We start from the raw sequence: 24065 nt of genomic DNA, 5'->3' as shown, positions 1-24065 counted from the left end.
CCTGTAATATCAGATTACTTGAGAAGATCATAGTTGAGCTTCTTGATAACAAGGAAGGCCTTGTTTCTGAGTTCCTCACCTGAGAATTCATCAAGCTGTACATTCATATCCCAGTTGTACTTCATGAGTGTATTCATAAGATCCTCAATGTAATCCTTTACATACTTGACGTTGCTCTCACTCTTATCCTTGAGCTGGACAACTATATTGTCTATAGCCTCGATGATTCCTGACTCCTGCTTCTCTAGTGCCTGTCCTGACTCATCGTTGAGCTCTATAACCTTACCTGTCTTGGTTATGATGACCTTCTTGTTAGGAGCTGCAGCAGCCTTGCTCTTCTTGTTGATCATATGGTTGATACACTTGATCAGACATGCTACAGAGTATGTCATCTCCTCGTTTGATGGCTTGTCTATTCCCTTGAGAGTGTGCTGATGGTACAGGTACTCTGACTTGCACAGCATCTCCTCAACAATAGCTACCTTACACAGTGATACCAGATCAGCCGGCATAGCCTGCTGCTTCTTACCGAAGAGACCACCGCCACCCTGCTCATTTTCCTCCTTATACTTCTCAGGAAGAGCTGTTCTGACATATGTCTCATGCAGGTACTTCTTGGCTGTGTTGATATCGTAGCTTGATGCAAGAACCATCTTCTTGGTACTGTTGAGTCCGTTAACGACCATATCCTCAGCAGCCATGAACAGAAGGATCTTCTGTCTATTGTCAAGCATTGAGTAAACCTCTTTGTTCTTGTTGTTCTTCTCAACAATTGACTTCTTTCTGACATCAAATACCTTTACCTTCTCCTTTACACTGAAGAATGCCTTCAGCATTGAAGGATTGGCGTTCAGGAAGTTGCAGCACCATGTGAGCTCTATGTACTGATCCTCGATCTTGTTCGATACCTCATACAAGCTGTATCCCTCAAACAGTACATTGAGTGCCTTGGAGAGGATCTCCAGACTCTCATACTTCTCCTCATATGACTTCTGTGTTATATCAGAGTTAACATATGCCTTGATTCCACACTCTATGAAGAGCTTGTTGTACTCATATGCTCCCTCAGGAATGTTCTGACGTCCGCTGAGCTGTGCTCCTGAACCAAGTGTCTGAAGTACCTTCTTGACCTCCGGCTCATTCTCGATGGCCTGATATACCTTCTTGGTAAATGCGCAGGTCTCATTAAGCAGTGAATCTATCCTCTTGTTGTATACCTCCTGCTTGGAGATCTCTGAAGCCACCTTGCTGCTGAGGATCTTTGCTGCCTCTGTGCTTGTGACATTCTTGATGAGCTCCTTGAAGTTGGAGTATACTGACAGGTTATCTATAGGTATGTACTCTGCGTTCAGTCCGTAGAACTGAAATGCCTTCTCATACTGCTTGTTCGCAATGTAGATAGAGAAGAGATTGATAGATAACTGTATCTTGTAATCGTTAGGTGCATGTGCATCCTCGATGACGTAATCATAAAGTACCTCGAGGTTGTTGATATATGAATCAGATCCTATGTCTTTGGCTGAGATATCCATCTCCATAACCACATTGATCAAATCCAGGTATCCGAGCAGAGCCTTGTCAAAGTTCTTTGGTCTGTCATCATCCTCAAGTATCTGGTATGAAATGTTTATGAGAAGTGGAGCGATCTTATCCCCGATCAGTCTCATGCACTCTGGGATCTTCTCAAGCTGTAAGAGATACAGCAGCCATACACTGTAACGATAAACACCTGTAGCTGATACAGGCGCATCTATATCGGTAGGGTCAATATCACCATATACAAATCTGAATAAAGGCTCTATCCACTCTTCGATCGCATAGTGTCCGGTCGCCTTTATATTGAAGTCTACAAACTCTGCAAGCTCATACAGCTTTGTACACTGAGCACGAACCTCGTCATCCACTGTCATGGTCGACAGATCAAAATTAGAATCCTTCAGGCTGTCTATAACCAATGTATAGAATCCGTCCTCAACCTGATCATTCAGATAACGAATAAGTGTTCCTTTATTACTGGATGCCGCTATTGATAATGCGTTATCCCCTGCCTGTCCTATATTTGCTGGTAACATAATATGTCTACCTCCTTTTGTTTTCGTATGTCTGGCTTACGAATATTCTTGTATTATTCCCCTCAAATCACTACTCCAAATATAACATATTTGGTAAAATCATTCAACAAAGTTTTTGGTTATTACTGATAACTGTCATTGTGCATAATTACCCAAAAATTATAGCACTAAAAAAATCGCATTTTTTGTGCATTTTTACTGTTATGCCAGATAATGCCATTTTTCAGCATCAGTCGAGTCCTGCCATGTGAAGTATCGCCATGGCATTTGTCGTGGTACACCTGCCATCCTTCTTCTTATAGTCGAATTTCAACTGGTCTCCCTCGTAATATTCCTCGAAATGATAGTTCGCAGCAGGTGTTCCGTCCTCCGCCTTGAGATCACACAGCTCAAAATCGTGTGTCGATACCAGTGTCATTGAACCCGCTCCCGCAAGCTTTCTGATGACCTGTGTTGCTCCCACTATTCTGTCAGCAGAATTTGTTCCCTTGAATATCTCATCTATAAGACAGAGCATAGGTCTGTTCTCTTTTCTGTACTCAACCATCGTCTTTATCCTGAGTATCTCTGCATAGAACGTTGATATTCCATTGCTGACATCATCGGTCACCCTCATGGATGTGAATATCTTCATCCTGTCAGCCTCCATATAGCCCGCACACACTGGAGCACCCGCATATGCAAGCACCAGATTTATACCCAGTGTTCTGAGGAAAGTCGTCTTTCCGGACATATTACTTCCGGTTATTATCGTGGCACCGCCCTTGAAGTCCGCATCATTTGCCACGACTGTATCAGGGCTTATCAGAGGATGTCTCATATCCCTGGCGGTGACATGCACTCTGGCATTTGCGCCGACCTGTGGATAGCTCACTTCCCTCGTTCTTGAAAGGACAGCAAATGACATGAGTTCCTCCATATCAGAGACAGCCTTTATCCAGCCCTCAACGCTCTGTCCATTCTTCTGTTTCCATTTGTCCATCATCCTGCCTATGTGGAAGTCCCACATTATAAGTCCACACAGTATCTGATGAACTATAGGATTGTATCTGATATTGAACGCCGCACTTATCATCCTCAGTTTTCTTATAGCCGCCAGGGCACCAGAGTCATTTGACAGATGCGACTTGATATCATTTAAAAGTTCACTGTCGAAATTCTCCCCGGAGATCAGCTCGAACATTCTTATATAGTCCTCTATCACATAGCCAAATGAGATCATAGGCATGACAGCCTGACCCGCAACTCCGCCAAAAAGCCAGGAGAACAAAAGCACAACAAAGAATGAGACAAGCGTCCAGCCTATGTTTATCTCACCCATTATTCCAAGTATAAATGCAACCAGTGTTATCGCCGGCAGTAAAAATCTCAATATGTTGAACACCGCAGGTATATGGTCATCGCCATTGCAGTATGCCACAAATTCATCCGCGGTATATTTCTTCTTTTTGCCCATTCCGGTCTTCACACCGAGGGTCTCAAAATCCATCGAGAACTCTCTCTTTGAAGTGAGCTCTTTTATCGCCTCCTGGCGCTTCTCTATGTCTGCTATATCGTACTTCGGATCGCGTATACTCTCGGCGAGAGCCCTTTTTCCCTCCTCGGTTCCCGCAACACAGATAAACTGATACAGAGAGCTCTGTCCAAGAAGGTCCATATCCCTTGCAACCAGATCGTCATCGCCGAGATACTGTGCACCGTTGTCCTCAAACTTCTTCCAGCCGTCGCCGAATCTCTCTATATACCTCCTGAGCACCTCCGACTTGGCTTTCTTATATTCCAGCTCCTCACTAAGCTTTCCGTGGATAAACACCATTGCGACAAATGCCACAGCGGCTATTATTCCCAGGATCAGCACTGTCACTCTGTTGTCATATATGCCTATTATCAGCCCTGCCAGAGCTGCAAGGAACATCACAAATCTAACCCCTGAATACGTTGCAGACTTCCCCTCAAGCGCCTTGATGTCCTTCTCCAAAATGTCCCTTTCGTCCTTGTATTCGTTCATGTTATCGTCCTTTCATAAAAAACAATATATTTACTTTTTGTCCGGCTTGTCCTTCTTCTTATATGACATCACACCATCCTCTGATACATCTATCATGTCCGGCTTGACAACGAGCACGATACCCATTACCCCAAATACCACACACAGCACGATGCATATTATTCCGATCACCTTATATGATGTAAATGCGAGCATTCCAACTCCCACTGCCAGTGTGAGTGCCGCACATAGAAAATAGTTTTTCTGAAGTGCCTTTATCGCCTGTTCTTCTTTGTTGTAATCCTGTCCACTATTATTCATGTTCCATTTTACCTCCACATATCCATTCCATTATAGATGAATATATCATACACGGTATATCATTCGCAAATATTAATTCCTGTGAATCAATCCACCACACTTATTGCATTTGACACGAATACATATTAAAATAAATGGACAGGTTATATTCTATGGGAAGGAGATTTTTATCATGAACAAATTGGCAAAAATGGCGCTCACTCTTGCCGCTGCAGGAAGTGTCTGCTACTTATTCAAAGACAAGATCAAGACAACGAAAGCTTACCAGACAGTTGAGAACAATGATACTGTAAAGAAGGCAAAAGCCACAGCTACAGATACTTACCACAAAGTAAAGGACTCCGAGACAGTCAAAAAGATCAAGGACTCTGAAACATACCACAAGGTAAAGGACTCTGAGACAGTCCAAAAGGCAAAGGATACGATCAAGGATACCTACAATAAAGTAAAAGATTCCGAGACAGTCCAGAAAGCAAAGAATACAGTATCCGACACATATGACAAGCTCAAGGACAAGGTTAAGGAAAAAGCTGCTTCCACCGAAGATGGCGACCGTGAATATTTCACACTTCACGAAGACACCACCGGAGCAGAAGAAACCACATCCGAAGAAGCCGCAACCGAGGATGTTGTAACCCCGGAAGCCACAGCGGATATTCCGGATGAGACAACCGCAAAGGCCGTAACCGAGACCGTAGCTGAGGCTGAGGATGTTCTCGCCGAGGCAACTGGTGCCGTTGCAAATGCCGCTGCTGCTGAGACATCAGAGGTAATCGGCGATGAGTACATGGGACTTTCAGATGTATCTGAGGATCCATCAGTGCTCTCCGATCAGGACAAGCTTGACGTATAGTCTGCACAGTACAATAGGCAAAACAAAAACAGTATGTGCGATCCGTTTGATAACGAACCGCATATACTGTTTTATTTTTTCCCTGAATCTCTCAGATATGACAATGCTTCATCTATGGCAGCCTCCGTCTTGAAGTCCTGCTCATATGTCACGCCATCCACATCCACCATGAGTAGTTTGTATATCTTTTTGTCTGCCGGCCCTATATTCGCCGATGTTCTGAGCTTCTTGAACGTCTCTATGGTGCTGAGTTCCACCACATCCGTATGCCAGGTTCCGTGATATACCAGATATTTGTCTGTTATGGCTATACCATCCTGATCATAGTAGAGATTGTATCTGAGCTGTTCATCTATATCCCTGACAGTATTTCTGTCTGCCTTTCCGCCCGATACGACCTGCATTCCTGACACCTTCCATGGACAGCACACACTGTATATACATCTGACTATATTATATAACGCCCACAGAGCCGTCAGCACAAGAACCAGCAGCATCATATTATAATAGATCCTCGGAAAATCCACCTCACTTATTATGTGTGGATATACCTTGCTCTCAAGCTGCTGGGATGGTATCCCCATGTCCTGTGCAAGGCCATCAACTATCGATGTATACACATCATCCGCAGAGACTACTCTGCCTCTCAGCGTATAATTCAGCAGTACATCTTCGTTACTCCTGATGAGCAGGATGGCATATCTGCCATCCTGCTGACAGTAGTAGTACCTGCCCTGCCTCTCAGAATCCACATAATAATCGTATCCTATATAATCCGCCCGATCCACGGTTATCGTCACATCCCTGTCGTTCGGATTCGCCCTGGATTCCACATCAGCTATACTTCTGTATGTCCTGCTCCTTATCCTGTCCGGCAGACTGAAATGCCACGCCATGATGATCATGCATCCCACCATGATCAGTGATAGAATGATCCCGGGTATTCTGTTTTTTAGAATATAACTTTCAAACTTCCTGTTCTTCATAATATGTCTTTCCCGCGTACGGTCAGATTTTTAGAAATGGCTTCCGCCACCGCCATGACCACCGCCACCGCCTGATCCACCAGAATCTCCTGAGCTGCTCTGGATAGTCACGCTGGTTACTTCCTTACGTATAAATATATCTCTTCTGTCAAGCTCCTTGGCATTTCCATCGCTGTATGTAGAAGCTGTTGTGGTATCTTTTCCTGCTTTCTTCGACAGATTCACGATGCAGAATGCGATGGCTGCTCCCAGAGATACAAGGAAGCATATAAATGGTGACAGGAACTTTAATCCTCCTGTGCTGCTCTTCATAGCCGTCTCTGTTCTTGACATCATTCTCTCAAATGCTCCAAGAGTATCCGATCTGAGTATCTTTCCACCGTATTCCGTTATGGATGTCGCCTTGGAATCACTTATTCTCTTCTTCGCCTTGCCGGCTGTGCACAGATAAACATATCCGTCGTTCTCCTGCCAGTTGGCAACTATAACTACGCTTGTGCTGGCATCCCTGCCGTCAAGATATGTTCCTGCAGGCCACTCTTCCCAGCCGAATCTGTAATAATCACAGATCTTCTCTGCTATATCCTTTGTGTTAGACTCTATGTCATATGAAACTGCATCGGCATCATATTCTGACAGATCTGTGTACTGATCCATGGTAACGACAACAAAGTCCATACCCACTTTATCTTCCAATTCTGCTATCTCCCCGCGGAGAGTCTCCTCCTCCGAATCAGACAGCTTATCTGCATAGTCAAACACTCTCTCATTTGTCTTACATTCTGTATTATTTCTGGCGTCATGCTTGAGATTGGCATTTGATTTCACAAAGTATCCTATAAAGAACACTATTCCAAGTCCAAGTACCACGAGCATTGCCACGATAAATTTCCTTACTGCATTCATTTACAACACCCCCAATAACATAGACAAGCCATCAAGCAATACAAATGCTGCGCCAAACAAAAGTGCGGTAAGTCCAACTGCCTTACTCATGCTCTTCGGCTCTGTTCCGACACATTTTCCAGTCTGTCCGTTGACATAGAACTTATAGTTTTTGCCCTGGAAACGGTACTCATATACCCACACCGGCATGAGTCCGAACTTTGTTCCCGTGAGTCTGTTGTTGTTCCTGAATCTCTCATTTGTAAGTGATGAATATCCAGTTGTGGTGCTTCTCACCCAATCTCTGTTTGCCTTCTCCGCTTTTGCCTGAGCCCTAGGCTCCACCTCATTCGGCGGCATATTGTAAGTCTCCGCATAGAATCCCGAGAGGTACTTGTTGTCATGCTGCATGAGCTCTTTGTAGTTGTACGGCTCCATGAGATCCATGATTCCATCCTCCATGGCTATTGATGCATCAACCGGTATGCCCTCATAATTCACATGCAGGCTTCTTCCGACATCAAAATATGAAGTCTCTGTATATCTCTTGTCTCCAGACGTCCATGATCTGACCTTTGTTCCTATGGCCTCATAAGCCACATCCGAATCATAATCGTACATCCAGAATGGGACATACACTCCCTTAAGCGCCTCAAGCGTCTTCTGTGAAAGGAATGTTCCCGGTATAAATAGCTTTTTACCAAATTCATTCCTCAGCTTCTCCTCAGCCTCATGCTTTGATATCTTAAAAGGAAGTATCACATCAGCCCCATACGGATAATTTACTTTGTCATCCCTGAGCAGATATGTTCCACATGAAGGACATCTTCCCGCAGACTGATACTCCGTGTAAGGTATCTGTGAACCACAGTTTATACATATTACAGGCTCCTGTGATGGAACCAGTTCCTGACAGTCGCTTCCCCCGCAACTAAGGCAGACCATCTTTTTCTTCGCAGGGTCGTACACTACGTTACCCCCACAATTCACACAACGATATAGCAAGTTATCTTCCCCCTGTCATTTTTTATCGTTTTCCTTCCAAACTTCCTACGCTGATTCTCAGCGTACCTGCGCTTATTATAGCATAGTAAATCTGTTTTTAGAACATCGAATTGGATGCCTTAAGGCGGCTTTATAACACATTTTAGATATCTTAAATGAAACAAAATATTTTTTGAACAAATGTGTAACACATCATGTTCATGCGAATATGTTAAACCATGAACAAAATAATGGAGGCTTACCATGAGTGATTTATCAGCAACACAGTGTGCCTGTGGCGGTTGTAGCTGTGGCGGCAGAAATGGACTTTCTTGCGGAGGTTCATGTGGATGCAACAGTTGCACTCTGATCATCATCCTTCTCCTCTGCTGCGGTGGCTGCGGCGGCGATGGTTTCGGTTTAAACAGCGGTTGTGGCAATGACAATAGCTGCATCTGGATCATCCTTCTCTTATTCTGCTGCGGTGGCTGTGGCAATAACAACGGATGTGGCTGCGGTGGCTGCGGCGGCAATGATTGCGGCTGCTGCTAACAGCGGATTCACCATTATCCATAAACGGGATATCGGGCAGAAAGGTTGTCCGGTATCCACAGAAAGTGGCCAGCAGAAGCAATTCTGCTGGTATTTTTTTTACTAAAAATCAATAGAATATAGTATAGCTGTCTTACCAAGTGATCACTGCATGAAACGGAGCTTCATATGTTTAATGGCAACTTCCATCATCCACTGGACAACTTAATAAAAGATGACCGCCTGTTCATGATGGAGGCCATTCTCCCATTTGTGGATGACCGTATGAAAGCTCCTCTGGCAATGTACATAAAGATCATGGAACTTCAGACCATATTGAATGCTCTGCGCGATACAAATTATGTAAACTCCTGTGGACTCCACAAAGATATAAACAATCAGGATGATATACTGTCATCCCTTGCCGGGTGTGGATTTCCCGATATCAGGGACCAGTTTGCCAGCATGAAAAAAGCCATAGATATGATGAAGACCATGGAAGCCATGAACACACAGCAATCCACGGATTCTCTGTACCGGCACTATCAAAGCAGAACTGCCTCTGAAACCGAGGGCGAAGAAAACTACGACAACACTGAATCCCAGTCATCCCAGGATATATACAGCTCCGTCAAAGACCTGTTTGAAAAATATGATATGGAGGGATATTAAACATGAATCTTCAAAATGACCCAAGACTAAAAAACATGCATCCGCTAAAAAGGGAAATTCTTCTCAGATTATCCAACTCCCAGTCCACCATGACTCCGGAGCAGATGCTCCCCCAGCTAATGGAGATCAACCAAGAACTGCAAAAAAGGGATCTCTCCTTCAGCAGATCCGAGTCCGAGATCGTTCTGGATGTTCTGAGCGAAGGCATGTCTCCACAGGAAAAACAAAAGATAAATATGATAAAGTCCATGCTGTAAAAAATGCATTTCACTGAATGTAACACAATTTCATTTTTGTGGCTATCAGCTATAGTTTCACATTTTTGTACCTGATAGTTTCTGGCTGACGATACCGTTATTGGCAGATACTATTTGCATAAAATGTAGCTGATAGATATTGTTTCAGCAAGATGGAGGTTATTGTGATAGATATCTTTGACTTGGGATTGCGGATAAGAAATGTGAGAAAGGCTCATAATCTTACTCAGGAACAGCTTGCCGAGAAAATAAAAGTGTCTCCTCATTATGTGTATGAGCTGGAACATGGATACAAAAGTATGAGTATATATACTCTCGCCAATATCTCAACTGTTCTTGATGCGCCACTGGATTTTCTGGTGTTCGGAAAGGAACCGGCCACCACCCCCGAGAACAAGGATTATATCACTCATGACGATCTTGACAGACTGGTGGAATCGATACCACTGTACAAACGTGACAGTGCATACAGCGCACTCAAGAATCTGCTGCCTTATCTGAAATAAATGATAATCCGATATATATTTAACATCAAGAAAGCCACATGGATTTTTCTCCATGTGGCTTTCTCATGTTTATAGTTTTTTATTTCATAACAATATTCACAATACGTCCAGGAACATAGATCTCCTTGATAACGTTACCTGTGAGCTTGTCGGCGATTACTTCCTTAGCCTTTGCGATAACCTCATCCTTAGGATCTTCCTTGCCGATTGCAAGTGTTGCCTTCGTCTTACCGTTGATCTGTACAGCAATCTCAACTGTTGACTCTACTGTCTTTGCCTCATCGAACTCTGGCCATGTCTGCTGATATACATATCCGCCATAGTTCTTTACTGACCACAGCTCCTCTGTGATATGAGGTGCAACAGGGTTTAACAGGATGAGCAGTGTCTTGAACTCATCTGCTGTAACGCTTCCCTTCTTGTAGAAGTCGTTGAGAAGTGCCATCATGGCTGCGATAGCTGTGTTGTACTTCAGGTTCTCGAAGTCATTTGAAACCTTCTTGATAACCTGGTGCATCTTGGTCTCCATATCCTTGGAGTAGCCCTTCTCGTCTGTCACACTGTCCTGAAGCTTCCATACTCTGTCGAGGAATCTTCTACATCCCTTGACACCATCCTCTGACCATGAAGCTGCAAGGTCAAATGCTCCGATGAACATCTCGTAGGTACGAAGTGTATCTGCGCCATATACATCTACGATGTCGTCAGGATTTACAACGTTGCCTCTTGACTTACTCATCTTCTCACCGTTCTCACCGAGGATCATACCATGTGATGTTCTCTTCTGGTATGGCTCTGATGTAGGAACTACGCCCTGATCGTACAGGAACTTGTGCCAGAATCTTGAATACAGAAGGTGAAGTGTTGTATGCTCCATTCCTCCGTTGTACCAGTCAACAGGAAGCCAGTACTTGAGTGCCTCCTTGCTTGCAAGAGCCTCTGTGTTGTGAGGATCTGTATATCTGAGGAAATACCATGATGATCCAGCCCACTGTGGCATGGTATCCGTCTCTCTCTTTGCCGAACCGCCACAGCATGGACATGTGGTGTTTACCCAGTCTGTCATAGCTGCAAGTGGTGACTCACCATTGTCTGTCGGCATGTAACTGTCAACCTCCGGAAGGAGAAGTGGAAGCTGGCTCTCGTCGATTGGAACATAACCACACTTATCGCAGTGAACGATAGGAATTGGCTCGCCCCAGTATCTCTGACGTGAGAATACCCAGTCACGGAGCTTGTAGTTGGTCTTTGCCTGACCGATACCCTTCTCCTCAAGGAACTTGATCATCTTCTCCTTTGCATCCTTTACCTCAAGGCCGTTGAGGAAATCTGAGTTGATGAGCACTCCTGTTGCCACGTCTGTAAATGCAGCCTCATTTATATCTACTTCCTCGCCATCCTTTGCAACAACCTGGATGAGTGGAAGTCCGAACTTCTTTGCAAATTCCCAGTCTCTGTCATCATGTGCAGGAACCGCCATGATAGCACCCGTTCCGTAGCTCATGAGTACATAGTCTGATACGTATATAGGAATCTCCTTGCCATTTACAGGGTTGATTGCTGTGAGTCCGTCTATGCATACACCAGTCTTATCCTTTGCAAGCTCTGAACGCTCAAAGTCGCTCTTCTTCGCTGCCTGCTCACGGTATGCCTCGATGTCTGACCAGTTGCTGATCTCGTCCTTGTACTTGTCAAGGATTGGATGCTCTGGTGAAACAACCATGTATGTTACTCCGAATAATGTATCGCATCTTGTTGTATATATGCGGAGCTTGTCCTCTTTGCCCTTTACTGAGAAATCTACCTCAGCTCCTGTTGATCGTCCGATCCAGTTCTTCTGTGAAACCTTTACACGCTCGATGTAATCCACGCCGTCAAGTCCTTCAATGAGCTTGTCTGCGTAATCTGTAATCTTGAGCATCCACTCAGACTTAACCTTGCGGACAACCTCACTGCCACAACGCTCACATACGCCGTTGACAACTTCCTCATTTGCAAGGCCAACCTTACATGATGTACACCAGTTGATAGGCATCTCCTTCTTGTATGCGAGACCTGCCTTGAAAAGCTTAAGGAATATCCACTGTGTCCACTTGTAGTACTCAGGATCTGTCGTGTTGATCTCTCTGTCCCAGTCAAATGAATATCCAAGTGAGTGGAGCTGCTTTTTGAATCTTGCAACATTTGTCTTGGTTACTTCCTTTGGATGGATCTTGTTCTTGATCGCATAGTTCTCTGTAGGGAGACCAAATGCATCCCAGCCCATTGGATACAGAACGTTGTAGCCCTGCATTCTTCTCTTTCTTGCTACTATATCAAGCGCTGTGTATGGTCTTGGATGACCTACGTGAAGTCCCTGTCCTGATGGGTATGGGAATTCAACTAACGCATAATACTTTGGTTTTGAATAATCATCTGTAGCAGCAAATGCCTTGTTGTCATCCCAGACCTTCTGCCACTTTCCTTCAACGACTTTGTGGTTGTATGTCTCAGCCATTTTTGAAAATGCCTCCTTGAAATTTATCTTTTCAGGCTTTATAACGCTTTTTCGCCCGATTCCTCTCTAATCTTAACTATATTAGCATATATGCCGTGTTTTTCAAACTGTTTTTTGGTATAAGCAGCCCGGCTTATTCAAACACTTTCTTGATACTGTCATAATGAAGGAAGATTCCCTGCTCTGCATATTCCTTTATCTCATCCAGAGTTGCCAGCTTAAAACCATCAGTCTCCGCCTCCTGAGGCCTGATATCTATTTCCGAAAAATCTCCAGTAAACTTATAGACATCCACAAAGTAGTTGTCCTTCTCATCCGGGTTATCTCTCCTATATGTAAACTGCAAGCCTCCATCGAAATCACTTACGTCTATGCCTGTCTCCTCTATTACCTCTCGTCTGACAGCCTCTATGGATGACTCTCCTGCCTGCACTCCGCCGCCGGATACCTCCCACCAGCCTGCTGCCCACGCCTTTGTCATGACACGCTTGGTTATCAGATACTTTCCCTCTCTGTTCTGGAGCACCCCGAGCACTGTGAGGTGATAATCCCCCGGTTTCATATTCCAGTCATTTCTCTTCATCGTGCGCCCTGTAGGCTGCTTGTTTACATCGTAAATATCCCAGTATTCCATCTCTGCTTGTCCTCTTTCTGATTTTTATATTTGTTCTGCCCAGTAACATAATAAATGCTATTTTAAGTTTCTTCAACAATCATTCGAATTTTATGCATAATTATTTATTGCAGTTTACTATAAAACTTAAGCTGTGGTACAATTCAAACTGTTATCAAGAGATTTGACCAGCGCAGGCTGAAGGAGGAAGCATGAACGCTTATGAGGTATTCGCCAGTGTCTATGATGAACTGATGGACAACATTCCATATGATGACTGGTGCACATATATAATAGAAGTTTTGAGAAAATACGGAGTGAACGAAGGGCTCATATGTGAGCTTGGATGTGGCACCGGAGAGATAACGGAAAGGCTTGCGGATGCCGGATACGACATGATCGGTATCGACAATTCATATGAGATGCTTGAGGTGGCAAATGAAAAAAAACTTGATACAGGTCACGAATCCATCTTGTATCTCATGCAGGACATGAGGGAATTTGAGCTCTTCGGCACGGTGAATGCCATCGTATGTGTGTGTGACAGCATCAACTATCTCACTGAGCTTTCAGATATCACACATGTATTCAGGCTGGCAAATAACTATCTCGAATCAAAGGGCATATTTATCTGCGACTTCAAGACCCGCCATTATTTCAAGGATGTGGTTGCCGACAGCACCATAGCCGAGGACAGGGACGACGTGAGCTTTATCTGGGATAACTACTACGATACGGAAACCGATATAAATGAGCTGGCTCTCAGCCTGTTTCTCCCAGAATACCCAGAATCAGGCATTGAACCGGATGATGAGTGTCCTCTATACAGGAAGTATCAGGAATTCCATTATCAGCGAGGCCTGACCCTTGATGACATGAGGACATGCGTTGCTGACTCAGGCATGGAGCTCGTTGCCATGTACGATGCATTTACATGGCTGCCAGCCACAGATTCCAGTGAAAGGGTATACGTGGTTGCAAGGGAGACACACCAGGATAACAAACACTATGAATAGGCTTGTCTTATCATCATTCATAATATAAAATGGTGAAGATTGTCCAATATATCATTAATTATAATGCGATTATATATAGAGATAACCGGACAGATTTCAAAATGTAACAAAACTAATCAACATAGAATAGCGAGGTATACAACATGAGCGATCATATAATAAGAGGTATGGCGGCGAACAATCAGGTAAGATTCTTCGCCGGAACAACAAGAGATATCGTGGAGACTGCAAGATCTATCCACAACACAAGCCCTGTGGCTACAGCCGCACTTGGAAGACTGCTCACAGCAGGAGCACTTATGGGAGCACAGTGCAAGAACGAGTCCGACGTACTCACACTTCAGATCCAGTGCAACGGACCGATCGGAGGACTTACCGTAACTGCAGACGCACATTCAAGAGTCAAGGGATATGTCAACAATCCAAACGTTATCCTTCACGCAAATGACAAGGGTAAGCTGGATGTTGCCAAGGCACTTGATCTCGGCGTGCTTTCAGTTATCAAGGATATCGGTCTCAAGGAGCCTTATGTCGGTCAGACACAGCTCGTGTCCGGTGAGATTGCCGAAGATCTTACTTATTACTTTGCGACATCTGAGCAGATTCCTACATCTGTTGCCCTTGGTGTTCTCATGGAGAAGGACAACACCGTCAAACAGGCAGGCGGCTTCATCATACAGCTTATGCCATTTGCATCGGATGAGCTCATAGACGTTCTTGAGAAGAGACTTAACGAGTTTTCTTCTATCACCAGTCTCCTCGATGCGGGCAAGACTCCTCTTGACATCATCAAGGATGTATTTGAAGGATATGACGTTGTAGTGACCGATGAGTTGCCTACCGAGTGGCACTGCAACTGCAGCAAGGAGAGATACTACAATGCGGTACTCAGCCTTGGCAAAAAAGAGATCGCAAGCCTTCTCGAGGAGGGCGAGCCTATAGAGGTCAACTGCCAGTTCTGCAACTCTCATTACAAGTTCTCACCTGACGAACTCAAAGAGATGCTGCTCAAAGCGGCTGCAAAATAATCATTTTTCCGCCATTTGCCCTCATTTTTACAACATTTTTGTACATTATAATTATTGCATTGGTTTTTTCACTATGCTAGAATGTTAACCGTTGTAAAGTAGACTAAATTTGAAAGAAAGAGTGAAAATTATGAAGATAACAAGAGATGATATCAGAAATGTGGCTATCATCGCCCACGTTGACCACGGTAAAACAACACTTGTAGACGAGCTCTTAAAGCAGAGCGGTGTGTTCCGTGACAATCAGGAGGTTGCTGAGCGTGTCATGGATTCCAACGATATCGAGCGTGAAAGAGGAATCACTATCCTCTCCAAGAATACTGCCGTAACATATGGAAGCACCAAGATCAACATCATTGATACTCCGGGTCATGCAGACTTCGGCGGTGAGGTTGAGCGAGTTCTTAAGATGGTAAACGGAGTAATCCTCGTTGTTGATGCATTTGAGGGTCCTATGCCACAGACCAAGTTCGTTCTGAAGAAGGCTCTTGAGCTTAATCTTGCAGTTATCGTATGTGTAAATAAATGTGATCGTCCTGAGGCACGTCCTGACGAGGTAGTTGACGAAGTTCTTGAGCTCCTCATCGAGCTCGATGCAAATGAGGATCAGCTTGACTGCCCATTTGTATTTGCTTCTGCCAAGTCCGGTTATGCAACACTTGACTCATCCAAGCCAGGCACAGACATGAAGCCTCTGTTCGACACTATAATTGATTACATTCCTGCTCCTACAGGCGATCCTGAGGCAGGTGTACAGATGCTTGTCAGCACAATCGACTACAACGAGTACGTTGGACGTATCGGTGTCGGCAAGGTCGACAATGGTGTCCTCAAGGTAAATGAGGATCTTGTCATAGTAAATGAGCATGACCCGGACAAGCTCGAGAGGGTTCGTATCGGAAAGCTTTTCGAGTATGAGGGTCTTAACAAGATAGAGGTTAAGGAAGCACAGATAGGTTCTATCGTTGCTGTTTCAGGCATCGCAGATGTACAGATAGGTGATACTCTCTGCTCCCCTGAGAATCCTGACCCAATTCCTTTCCAGAAGATTTCTGAGCCAACCATCGCCATGACATTCATGGTAAATGACTCTCCTCTCGCAGGCAAGGAAGGTAAGTTCGTAACATCAAGACATCTCCGTGAGAGACTTTTCAGAGAGCTGAACACAGATGTCAGCCTCCGAGTTGAGGAGACTGACACAACTGAGGCTTTCAAGGTTTCAGGCCGTGGTGAGCTTCACCTGTCAGTCCTCATCGAGAACATGAGACGTGAAGGTTATGAATTTGCAGTAAGTAAGGCTGAGGTTATCTACAAGGAAGATGAGCTCGGACATAAGCTTGAGCCATTTGAGATCGCTTATATAGATGTTCCTGACGAATTTGCAGGTACTATCATCAACATGCTGAACCAGAGAAAGGGTGAGCTTCAGGGAATGGCTCCTACAGGAAATGGAACCACAAGACTTGAGTTCTCTGTTCCATCCCGTGGACTTATCGGATTCCGTGGTGACTTCATGACAGCTACCAAGGGTACAGGTATCATCAACACAACATTTGACGAGTATCTTCCATACAAGGGTGACATGAGCTACCGTTCAAAGGGATCACTCATCGCATTCGAGTCAGGTACTTCGATCACATATGGTCTTTTCAACGCACAGGAGCGTGGAACACTGTTCATCGGACCTGGTGAGCAGGTTTACGCCGGTATGGTTGTAGGTGAGAATCCTCGTGCTGAAGACATGGAGGTCAATGTCTGCAAGAAGAAGCAGCTTACCAACACACGTTCTTCAGGATCAGATGATGCTCTCAAGCTTTCACCTCCAAAGGTGATGAGTCTTGAGCAGGCTCTTGACTTCATCGACACTGATGAGCTTCTGGAGATCACACCAAAGTCATTCAGAATCCGTAAGAAGATTCTTGACCATACTCTTCGTTACAGAGCCAACAGGAAATAAGGACGGACGAAAAGTCCTTTGAGATAGTGAAGCCCGTACACTGTAAGGATGTGGATCCATCACGGGATATACAACAAAAGCAGAGACAGTTCACACATTCTTTGTGTTTTGTGTGAGTTGTCTCTGCTTTTTTTGTGCGTAAAACTGTATCTTTTTTGCTTATTTTCCTCTGAATGATTCAACTTTTCTGTTTTTTGTATCTTTCTGGCTTTTTCTTTATGTTTGCGATAATTTTGTGACCTTTTACCTCCTTGTCACGGCGTCTATTGGTCTTAGTTTTGAGGCCCATCTTGCTGGGAAATAGCCTGCTGCCACTCCGAGGATCACGGAGCCGATGACTCCGGCCAGTGCAAGCCACCATGGGATCATGGCTATCTGGGTTCCTTTTGCAAGGTTGAACATGGAGACGGCGGCTTTATTCACCACTATTCTCACTCCGTAGGAGGATAATACTCCGAGGACGCCTCCGACAAGTCCTATCACTGAGGCCTCCATGAGGAACAGAAGTCTGAGCTCGTCTATGTCGCAGCCGAGGACCTTCAATATACCGATCTCGTTTACCCGGTCGAATACAGAGGTCGTCATGGTGTTGCTTATTCCTATGACAGCCACAATAAGTGCTATCATTCCGATTCCGCTGAGAAGAAGCTGTATCATCTTGAGGTACTTCTGTATCGTGTCCAGATATTCCTTGGAATTCTCTGTCTGATACCCCATGTCCTGAAGCTTTTTTACCATCGCATCGACGTTATTTATATCATCTACGATCACCACCGCTGATGTGTAGACAAATTCACGGTAGCTGTTACCATTGCCATCCACCGGCTGACCGTAAAGCTTGCCATCGGCGCTGACCTTTCTGAGCAGGCTTTTCAGTGAATCCATATCACAGTATATCGTCTGAGACTTCTCGCTGTAGCTGTCAGAGATGTCCAGCGATTCGTCAGACTCTTCATCCTGAACTGCACTGTCATAAGAAGTGTCAGCAGAAGCATTGTCAGAGCTGTTATCCGTATCTCCATCAGATAAAACCCCGGCGAGTTTCAGTTTGAATATCCTGTCACTTTCACCGCTCCATCCGACGGTCGTGTCAAATCTCTTTCCGACAAGGGATGCAATACTCTTCTTCTCTCTCTTCTCGTAACTGTCAAATGTCTTTTGATTGAAGAACATTTTGCCCACACTGCCGCCCGAGATCAGTTCAGATGTCCCATGTGAAGAATTGCTGTTTTCCCCATAGGCCAGACTCCAGCCATCAAGCTCATTTCCCGGCACACCCACAAGATTGCCAAAGTATTCATACTCCCCATACTTCATACTCACAGGCACCTCATACAGAGGATAACAACCATCCACATTTGCAAGATCTGTCAATGTAGATATCGTTCTGTCCGTTATCATTCGATCCTTATGCTTACTTCCGGTCTCACTGTATATCGTTATCTGGTTGACACTTCCACTTGCAACCGCAGAATCTATCATCTCGTTCTTGACTCCGATTCCCACAGCCAGAAGTGCTACAACCGATATAACACCTATCATCACGCCGAGAACGGTGAGAAATGTTCTGATCTTTCTTCTCTTCATATTCATAAGACACAAATGCCATATCCACCCCATACAATCTATCTCCTTATAAACTCTCTCCCCGTGACCGGAATCTAAAATTCATCAAGAATCTCCTTTTTTCTCCTGTGCTTTCTTATCGCACATATACAGAACAGAGCTATCACTATAACCACAGCAATTACACCATATAACACCTTTTTATCACTGCTTTTTGTGCTGTCCTTTATCTTCTCTACATTGTCATACACCGGAGATTCCACAGTCGCCTTGAAATTCCCCTCAATCGTCGTCTCATTCCCCTCTTTGTCCTCATATGTAACTATCACCTTTGACATATCACCGCTCGCAGCAGTCGTCGCCACGGCATTCGTGAGGATATCTATGCTTCCGCTCTTTCCAGACTCTATATTGCCTATATACGTCTCAATCTCCTCCACACTTCCCAACAAGCAATTTTCAACCGACGCACCGCAGGACGGGAGGGCGAAAATACGGAAAAGGGTACTCTTTTCCTATGCTTGCTAAGAAAGTTTTTTCCTCACTTATCACTACAACGGAACTCCCAGTATGCCAAAAAGCGCAAAAGAAAAACGCCGCAATTCTGCGACGCTTCATTCACTTTATGCAGACAAAAACGAGGGAACTTTATTCCCCCGTCCTGTCATTGTTGGCTTCCTCTATGCCTTTTGCAGTAGCAGACATGATTTTTAAGTCTGTTTCGCTCATTGTGTCAAGCATGGTATCGAGCTGACGGCGGCGTGTGGACTTCTCTTGTTCCCGTTCCGGGAAAAAGAACTGGTCTACTGATACGTCAAGCAGGGTTACAAGCTCATATAAAATCTGTAAACTTGGGTGCTGCCCGCTGTTTTCAATGGACGCGATATACCGGGGCGCAATATTCAGTGTGTCGGCTAACTGATTGCGTGATATTCCCTTTGCTTTTCTTGCTGCTTTAATGGCTTGCCCGAAAGCCTTAAAATCATACTTCACTTTATCCTGCTTCATATTTTTCACCCTATTACATTTTACTGTTCCTCTTTTCTTTGAGATATGATTACACATATCATAGTATTGATGGTAATAGAGCATAAAACATGCAGAGTAAGGTTGCTAAAACTCATATTGCCATATATAATATCTAATGACATCGAAAATTAAAGAAATTGTATCAATGCTGTATTGCTATTTCAGCAAACTTGGATATACGGTATATACTGCAACAGCAGGAAATGCTGCATTAAAAGAAGTAGAAAAAAAACCTGACATTATTTTGTTAGACGTTAATATGCCAGATATTGATGGATTTACTGTTTGTGAAAGAATACGGGATTATGTTTCATGCCCTATAATTTTTTTAACAGCACGCATTGAAGATAGTGATAAAATAAAAGGATTTTCTATTGGCGCAGACGACTATGTAATAAAACCATTTTCTGTTGATGAATTAGAAGCTCGCATTGCAGCACATCTTCGCAGAGAAAAAAGACACAATACATCTTCAAAGGTGCAATTTGATGAAGATATGGTTATAGATTATTCCTCACGTATTGTGTTTTATCATAATAAGGATATGGCTTTTACCAAAAAGGAATTTGATATAATATCTTTCCTTTCACAAAACAAAGGAATTGTTTTTGACCGGGAAACTATTTATGAAAAAGTTTGGGGATTAGACGGCATTGGTGATAATACAGTTGTTACAGAACATATCAGACGTATTAGGGCAAAATTTTTATCTTTAGGCGATAGACCTTACATTGAAACTGTTTGGGGGTGCGGATATAAATGGAAAAATTAAAGAGAAGCAGATGGTTCAATCGGTTAAATAGCATGAGTATTAGGATGTCCTTTGTTCTTTATGCTTTGTTTTCATTGTTGATTGGAATAATTATTTGTATACTTTTAATTTCAATGGTTGACAAATACAGAATAAATTTGAACTATAAGTATGAAAATATGTCAACAAGGTATGATATACCGGAAAATGGTTCATTTACCGCCGCTTATAGTAATGACCAAACAAAATACACAATATTTGATACGAAAGGAAACGAGATATGCAAGTTCAATGTTGATTATCAAAAAGAACGCCCAGTACACGAATATGTCTATCCGAACCATGTTTCATATATCGAAGTTTCACCTAATTTTGCAAACCGGGATAGGCTTATTGACAGTGTTTTAGGTTCATTAAATGTTGCAATTATTCCTATCGTATTATCTATTAATATGATATGTTGTGTAACATTTTTTTATAAAAAAAAATATCGAAACCTATTAAGCTATTAACTAATGCGTATCATAAAATTGAAGCAAATGACTTAGATTTTACGTTATCATATCCATTAAATGATGAAATGGGAAAACTCTGTCATGCCTTTGAAAAAATGAAAGACTGTTTGGCGAAAAATAATGAAACTATGTTTCGACAATTTGCTGAACAGCGCCGTCTAAACGCTGCTTTTTCACATGACTTACGCACTCCTTTGACTTTACTAAAGGGTCATGCTACTATGCTGCTTTCCTTTATTCCCAAAGGCTTAGTATCACAAGAAGAAATATTAGATGAAATATCAGTAATGTCAAAAAATGTTTCACGTCTTGAAAAATATGTAAATGCTATGACGAACTTATATAGGTTAGAGGATATTGATATTCCACGGCAACAGATTACATTTCATGCACTTATTGATAATTTTAATAACACAGCAGAAGCACTTTGTTATGACAAACATTTTTCAATTACTACAAGCGGTGATAATATAACCTTGTTTATCAATTTAAATACAGTCATGCAGATTTATGAAAATTTACTCTCTAATAGTATTAGATACGCAAAAAGTGATATTGCTATTAGCGCAGTAATAGAGAATAATAATTTAGTTATATCTGTTTCAGATGATGGTTGCGGGTTTAAAAATATTGATATTGAAAAAGCGACATTACCATTTTATAAATCATCGAAAGATATATCTACTGAACATTTTGGATTAGGGCTGAATATTAGTAAGATTTTAAGTGAAAGACATGGCGGAAATATCCAAATTGCTAATAATGAAGCAGGGGGAGCATGTGTTACAGTAAAAATAAATTGCAATGAAAGTTGATTGAAAATAGACATTTTATTGCTATTATAAATTTAAAAGAAAGGAGATAAGGACAAATGAAAAAAATAATATGTATGTTTCTAAACTTATCGTTATTGGTGTGTATTGTTGGGTGCAGTCAAGCAAAGGACAGTGATAACCATGTAGTACAAGATTATTCCGAAGAATATGAGGTTTCTCCTTATGGAAGTGAAGAAGCACTTGACACTTTGGGTGATTTGAAGATTTCAATGAGTACAGAAAAGGATTTAGATTTGAAGCACCTTTCATTTCTAATAGAAAATACTTCTGATAAAGAATACCGATATTCACCAAATTATTTTGAAATAGAAGCTGAACAATCCGGCACTTGGTATCAACTTAAACAGCTTGATGACCCCTCAAAGAGCAATGAAAAGGATTGTTTTATTAAGCCTAACGAACGATTAACATTAGAAATTGATGTTAAAAGTTTTTATGGAGAATTGCCTGCTGGACACTATCGTTTTATTAAACAATTTGCGTTCTTTGAAAGTGAAAGAGATTGGGATTACGATACATATAATTTATCTTGCGAATTTACGATAAGGTAAAAATTCTCTACTTCATAAGCATGAAATAAAAAAAACGCTTATGAAGTAGAAAGTTCGACTCAGAACTTTTGAAAAGATAGCCAAAAATTACTTTGTGATTTCAGAATAAACATCATGGACTTTTCACACATGTTTTCTTTTTTCTACATCTCTTCGTTTATGATAACACTCTTTATACCTGAGACACTGTTAAGTGCGTTCAGTATACCCGTTACCGCCATGTTGCTATTTTCTTCTGATACGCCGCCAAGATCAAGGTATATCATTATCTGGTCTTCGCCCTTATATATATCAATATACCCCATATAGTTTTCTTCATCACCATTTTGCGAAGAATAATCCGCCATCACCTGCTGGATCTCATCTACCTTCTCATCTGTGATACCGCCATCAATATGCACACTATACAAAAAGCTCTCTCCGTCAAATCCTGCAACATGTGCCTCGTAGTTCAGGTCAAGCTGATCTATCCCAAATATACTGTCAAAGTCGAATTCTCCGTCTTCTCCAAATCCATATTCTCCACAATTTTCTGCCATAGCATCATCCATATTATCTGTCATTTCACTATTCCCCTCTATCTCATTCTCTTTCTCTGCAACCTCCGTCTCATCCTGTTCTTCCGCTGCAGCATCCTCAGGACTTCTCTCAAACCTCGCATATCCGCTGTCATATTTCAGATAAATGACATTCTTCTCAGTTGTGCTGATATATATGTCCTGTCCAGCTTCAAGATCCACGCCTGCTGCCGCAAAATTCTCTGCAGGATAGTCTTTGCTGTCGACCTTTTTTATCGTTCCCGCGATCTCGTATCCTTCCGGCAATTTCTCATCTCTTCCGGTTGCATTGTAATAATAGATATACCCATCATACATAACCTGTGGCTGCTCTATCATTCCGCTTTCCACACCGGTCGAGGTCTCCACGCCATTTGTTCCTGAAACATTTCCCTCAGAACTACCGCAGGCAGTACATGCCATAATCGAAAGCGCCGCAGCACATATAAATATTTCTTTTCGTATCCCCATACAATTTTCCCCTTTTTAATACTTATTTATGGATGTTATTGTAAACCAGCTAACTGTATGTCCATATTAACATGGCTTTCCCAGCTCTGCAACATACATATTATTAAAGTTGTCACCATATGCTCACTTCCGTCCATCCATATCCTCATCCCGGACATATCTCGCATTGAACTCCATATTGATCTCACGGAGCTCCTTCTTCCCATCAATATAATCCTGGTACATCTCTGTGATACCGCACATGCATCCATCGCAGTAAGCATCTATATTTCCCAGAGAATCGGCAACTATCTGCTCTCGTTCTTCCCTAGTTGTGTCCTTTATAAGAAAACCTGCCATCGTCAAAAGCCTCCTCTTACAATTCTCATAAAAACAATTAAAACCGTTTTTATACACAAGTACATGTCAAAAAAACAGGCACTTGTAGTTCTTGATACATAAGATATGAAACATATATACAAACGATAATGAAAGTGACTGATCTTCAGCGCTTACTGCTGCTGCGAAGACCGCACCGCTCTTATCGCGGTTTTCGCAGCATGCAAATGTAAGCAAGCTGAAGTGAAGGTAACTGAATGTGTTTGTATATATGTTTTCATATCCATATCTCGAACTACAAGTGCC

25 protein-coding genes and 1 pseudogene are annotated in these 24065 nt (G+C 42.8%); 13 read left to right on the top strand and 13 right to left on the bottom strand.

Annotated features, from left to right (window positions below; genetic code table 11):
• Positions 1-14: 14 nt before the first annotated feature.
• The 3 genes from OCV54_RS07460 to OCV54_RS07450 form a co-directional block, all read right to left on the bottom strand.
• Positions 15-2072, bottom strand: a complete 2058-nt coding sequence (locus OCV54_RS07460) for a hypothetical protein (protein ID WP_015533918.1) — start codon at positions 2070-2072, stop codon at positions 15-17.
• Between the two features lie 229 nt (positions 2073-2301).
• Complete coding sequence (locus tag OCV54_RS07455) at positions 2302-4080, bottom strand: MutS-related protein (RefSeq protein ID WP_070099101.1); 1779 nt, start codon at positions 4078-4080, stop codon at positions 2302-2304.
• 30 nt (positions 4081-4110) lie between these two features.
• Positions 4111-4380, bottom strand: coding sequence for a hypothetical protein (locus OCV54_RS07450; RefSeq protein ID WP_015533920.1), 270 nt, complete (start codon positions 4378-4380; stop codon positions 4111-4113).
• A 172-nt stretch (positions 4381-4552) separates the two neighbouring features.
• Here OCV54_RS07450 and OCV54_RS07445 point away from each other — a divergent pair, with 172 nt between their 5' ends.
• The gene (locus tag OCV54_RS07445) at positions 4553-5233 is read left to right on the top strand and encodes a YtxH domain-containing protein (protein WP_022215906.1); all 681 of its coding nucleotides are present in this window, start codon (positions 4553-4555) and stop codon (positions 5231-5233) included.
• A gap of 71 nt (positions 5234-5304) precedes the next feature.
• Here OCV54_RS07445 and OCV54_RS07440 read toward each other — a convergent pair whose 3' ends face one another.
• Genes OCV54_RS07440 through OCV54_RS07430 form a run of 3 tightly spaced genes read right to left on the bottom strand, consistent with a single transcriptional unit; the run spans position 5305 to position 8094 of the window.
• Entirely contained in the window at positions 5305-6219 is a 915-nt protein-coding gene (locus OCV54_RS07440) for a hypothetical protein (RefSeq protein ID WP_055223304.1), read from the bottom strand.
• Positions 6220-6249: 30 nt separating this feature from the next.
• Positions 6250-7125 carry a TPM domain-containing protein gene (locus tag OCV54_RS07435; RefSeq protein WP_055223302.1) on the bottom strand — a complete coding sequence of 292 codons (876 nt, stop codon included), beginning with the start codon at positions 7123-7125 and terminating at the stop codon, positions 6250-6252.
• Positions 7126-8094, bottom strand: a complete 969-nt coding sequence (locus OCV54_RS07430) for a TFIIB-type zinc ribbon-containing protein (protein ID WP_262563273.1) — start codon at positions 8092-8094, stop codon at positions 7126-7128.
• Between the two features lie 258 nt (positions 8095-8352).
• Here OCV54_RS07430 and OCV54_RS07425 point away from each other — a divergent pair, with 258 nt between their 5' ends.
• The 4 genes from OCV54_RS07425 (at position 8353) to OCV54_RS07410 (ending at position 10054) form a co-directional block, all read left to right on the top strand.
• Positions 8353-8640: a hypothetical protein gene (locus tag OCV54_RS07425; RefSeq protein WP_055223299.1), complete on the top strand. Its 288-nt coding sequence runs from the start codon at positions 8353-8355 to the stop codon at positions 8638-8640.
• Between the two features lie 168 nt (positions 8641-8808).
• Positions 8809-9291, top strand: a complete 483-nt coding sequence (locus OCV54_RS07420) for a hypothetical protein (RefSeq protein WP_055223298.1) — start codon at positions 8809-8811, stop codon at positions 9289-9291.
• A gap of 2 nt (positions 9292-9293) precedes the next feature.
• Positions 9294-9548, top strand: a complete 255-nt coding sequence (locus OCV54_RS07415) for a hypothetical protein (protein WP_055223296.1) — start codon at positions 9294-9296, stop codon at positions 9546-9548.
• A 164-nt stretch (positions 9549-9712) separates the two neighbouring features.
• A complete protein-coding gene (locus OCV54_RS07410) occupies positions 9713-10054 on the top strand; it encodes a helix-turn-helix domain-containing protein (protein WP_055223294.1) in 342 nt (113 codons plus the stop codon).
• A gap of 79 nt (positions 10055-10133) precedes the next feature.
• Here OCV54_RS07410 and leuS read toward each other — a convergent pair whose 3' ends face one another.
• Complete coding sequence (leuS, locus tag OCV54_RS07405) at positions 10134-12551, bottom strand: leucine--tRNA ligase (protein ID WP_055223292.1); 2418 nt, start codon at positions 12549-12551, stop codon at positions 10134-10136.
• A 133-nt stretch (positions 12552-12684) separates the two neighbouring features.
• On the bottom strand, positions 12685-13185 hold the full coding sequence (locus OCV54_RS07400; RefSeq protein ID WP_015533927.1) for an NUDIX hydrolase: 501 nt from the start codon (positions 13183-13185) through the stop codon (positions 12685-12687).
• 191 nt (positions 13186-13376) lie between these two features.
• Between OCV54_RS07400 and OCV54_RS07395 the strand changes: the two genes are divergently transcribed.
• From OCV54_RS07395 to typA, 3 genes are all read left to right on the top strand, one after another.
• Positions 13377-14180, top strand: coding sequence for a class I SAM-dependent DNA methyltransferase (locus OCV54_RS07395; protein WP_055223290.1), 804 nt, complete (start codon positions 13377-13379; stop codon positions 14178-14180).
• 143 nt (positions 14181-14323) lie between these two features.
• A complete protein-coding gene (gene hslO, locus OCV54_RS07390) occupies positions 14324-15208 on the top strand; it encodes an Hsp33 family molecular chaperone HslO (protein ID WP_015533929.1) in 885 nt (294 codons plus the stop codon).
• A 130-nt stretch (positions 15209-15338) separates the two neighbouring features.
• Positions 15339-17165: a translational GTPase TypA gene (gene typA, locus OCV54_RS07385; RefSeq protein WP_055146965.1), complete on the top strand. Its 1827-nt coding sequence runs from the start codon at positions 15339-15341 to the stop codon at positions 17163-17165.
• 243 nt (positions 17166-17408) lie between these two features.
• Here the strand turns inward: typA and OCV54_RS07380 are convergent, their stop codons facing one another.
• From OCV54_RS07380 to OCV54_RS07370, 3 genes are all read right to left on the bottom strand, one after another.
• On the bottom strand, positions 17409-18752 hold the full coding sequence (locus OCV54_RS07380) for an ABC transporter permease (RefSeq protein WP_262563272.1): 1344 nt from the start codon (positions 18750-18752) through the stop codon (positions 17409-17411).
• A 74-nt stretch (positions 18753-18826) separates the two neighbouring features.
• Positions 18827-19180, bottom strand: coding sequence for a COG1361 family protein (locus OCV54_RS07375; RefSeq protein ID WP_055223286.1), 354 nt, complete (start codon positions 19178-19180; stop codon positions 18827-18829).
• 199 nt (positions 19181-19379) lie between these two features.
• A complete protein-coding gene (locus OCV54_RS07370) occupies positions 19380-19739 on the bottom strand; it encodes a helix-turn-helix transcriptional regulator (RefSeq protein WP_022215893.1) in 360 nt (119 codons plus the stop codon).
• A gap of 136 nt (positions 19740-19875) precedes the next feature.
• On the opposite strand from OCV54_RS07370, the gene OCV54_RS07365 reads away from it, so the two are divergent.
• The 5 genes and pseudogenes from OCV54_RS07365 (at position 19876) to OCV54_RS07350 (ending at position 22413) form a co-directional block, all read left to right on the top strand.
• Positions 19876-20532, top strand: coding sequence for a response regulator transcription factor (locus OCV54_RS07365; protein WP_055223284.1), 657 nt, complete (start codon positions 19876-19878; stop codon positions 20530-20532).
• Complete coding sequence (locus OCV54_RS07360) at positions 20520-21023, top strand: hypothetical protein (protein ID WP_238051380.1); 504 nt, start codon at positions 20520-20522, stop codon at positions 21021-21023. Before OCV54_RS07365 ends, OCV54_RS07360 begins: the two co-directional genes overlap by 13 nt.
• Positions 20999-21070: pseudogene (locus OCV54_RS14825) on the top strand (hypothetical protein); the annotation flags it as partial. The gene OCV54_RS07360 and the pseudogene OCV54_RS14825, both read left to right, overlap by 25 nt.
• Positions 21071-21121: 51 nt before the next feature.
• Positions 21122-21841: a sensor histidine kinase gene (locus tag OCV54_RS07355; protein WP_262563271.1), complete on the top strand. Its 720-nt coding sequence runs from the start codon at positions 21122-21124 to the stop codon at positions 21839-21841.
• A 56-nt stretch (positions 21842-21897) separates the two neighbouring features.
• On the top strand, positions 21898-22413 hold the full coding sequence (locus tag OCV54_RS07350) for an immunoglobulin-like domain-containing protein (RefSeq protein ID WP_055223281.1): 516 nt from the start codon (positions 21898-21900) through the stop codon (positions 22411-22413).
• Positions 22414-22556: 143 nt separating this feature from the next.
• Here OCV54_RS07350 and OCV54_RS07345 read toward each other — a convergent pair whose 3' ends face one another.
• Entirely contained in the window at positions 22557-23441 is an 885-nt protein-coding gene (locus tag OCV54_RS07345) for a hypothetical protein (protein WP_055223279.1), read from the bottom strand.
• Positions 23442-23564: 123 nt separating this feature from the next.
• Complete coding sequence (locus tag OCV54_RS07340) at positions 23565-23780, bottom strand: hypothetical protein (protein ID WP_015533935.1); 216 nt, start codon at positions 23778-23780, stop codon at positions 23565-23567.
• Positions 23781-24065 lie beyond the last annotated feature (285 nt).

This window comes from Coprococcus aceti (assembly GCF_025567285.1).
GTDB classification, from domain to species: domain Bacteria; phylum Bacillota; class Clostridia; order Lachnospirales; family Lachnospiraceae; genus Coprococcus; species Coprococcus aceti.
The sequence above is the reverse complement of the archived record's forward strand: the minus strand, read 5'-3'. Positions and strand labels throughout refer to the sequence as shown.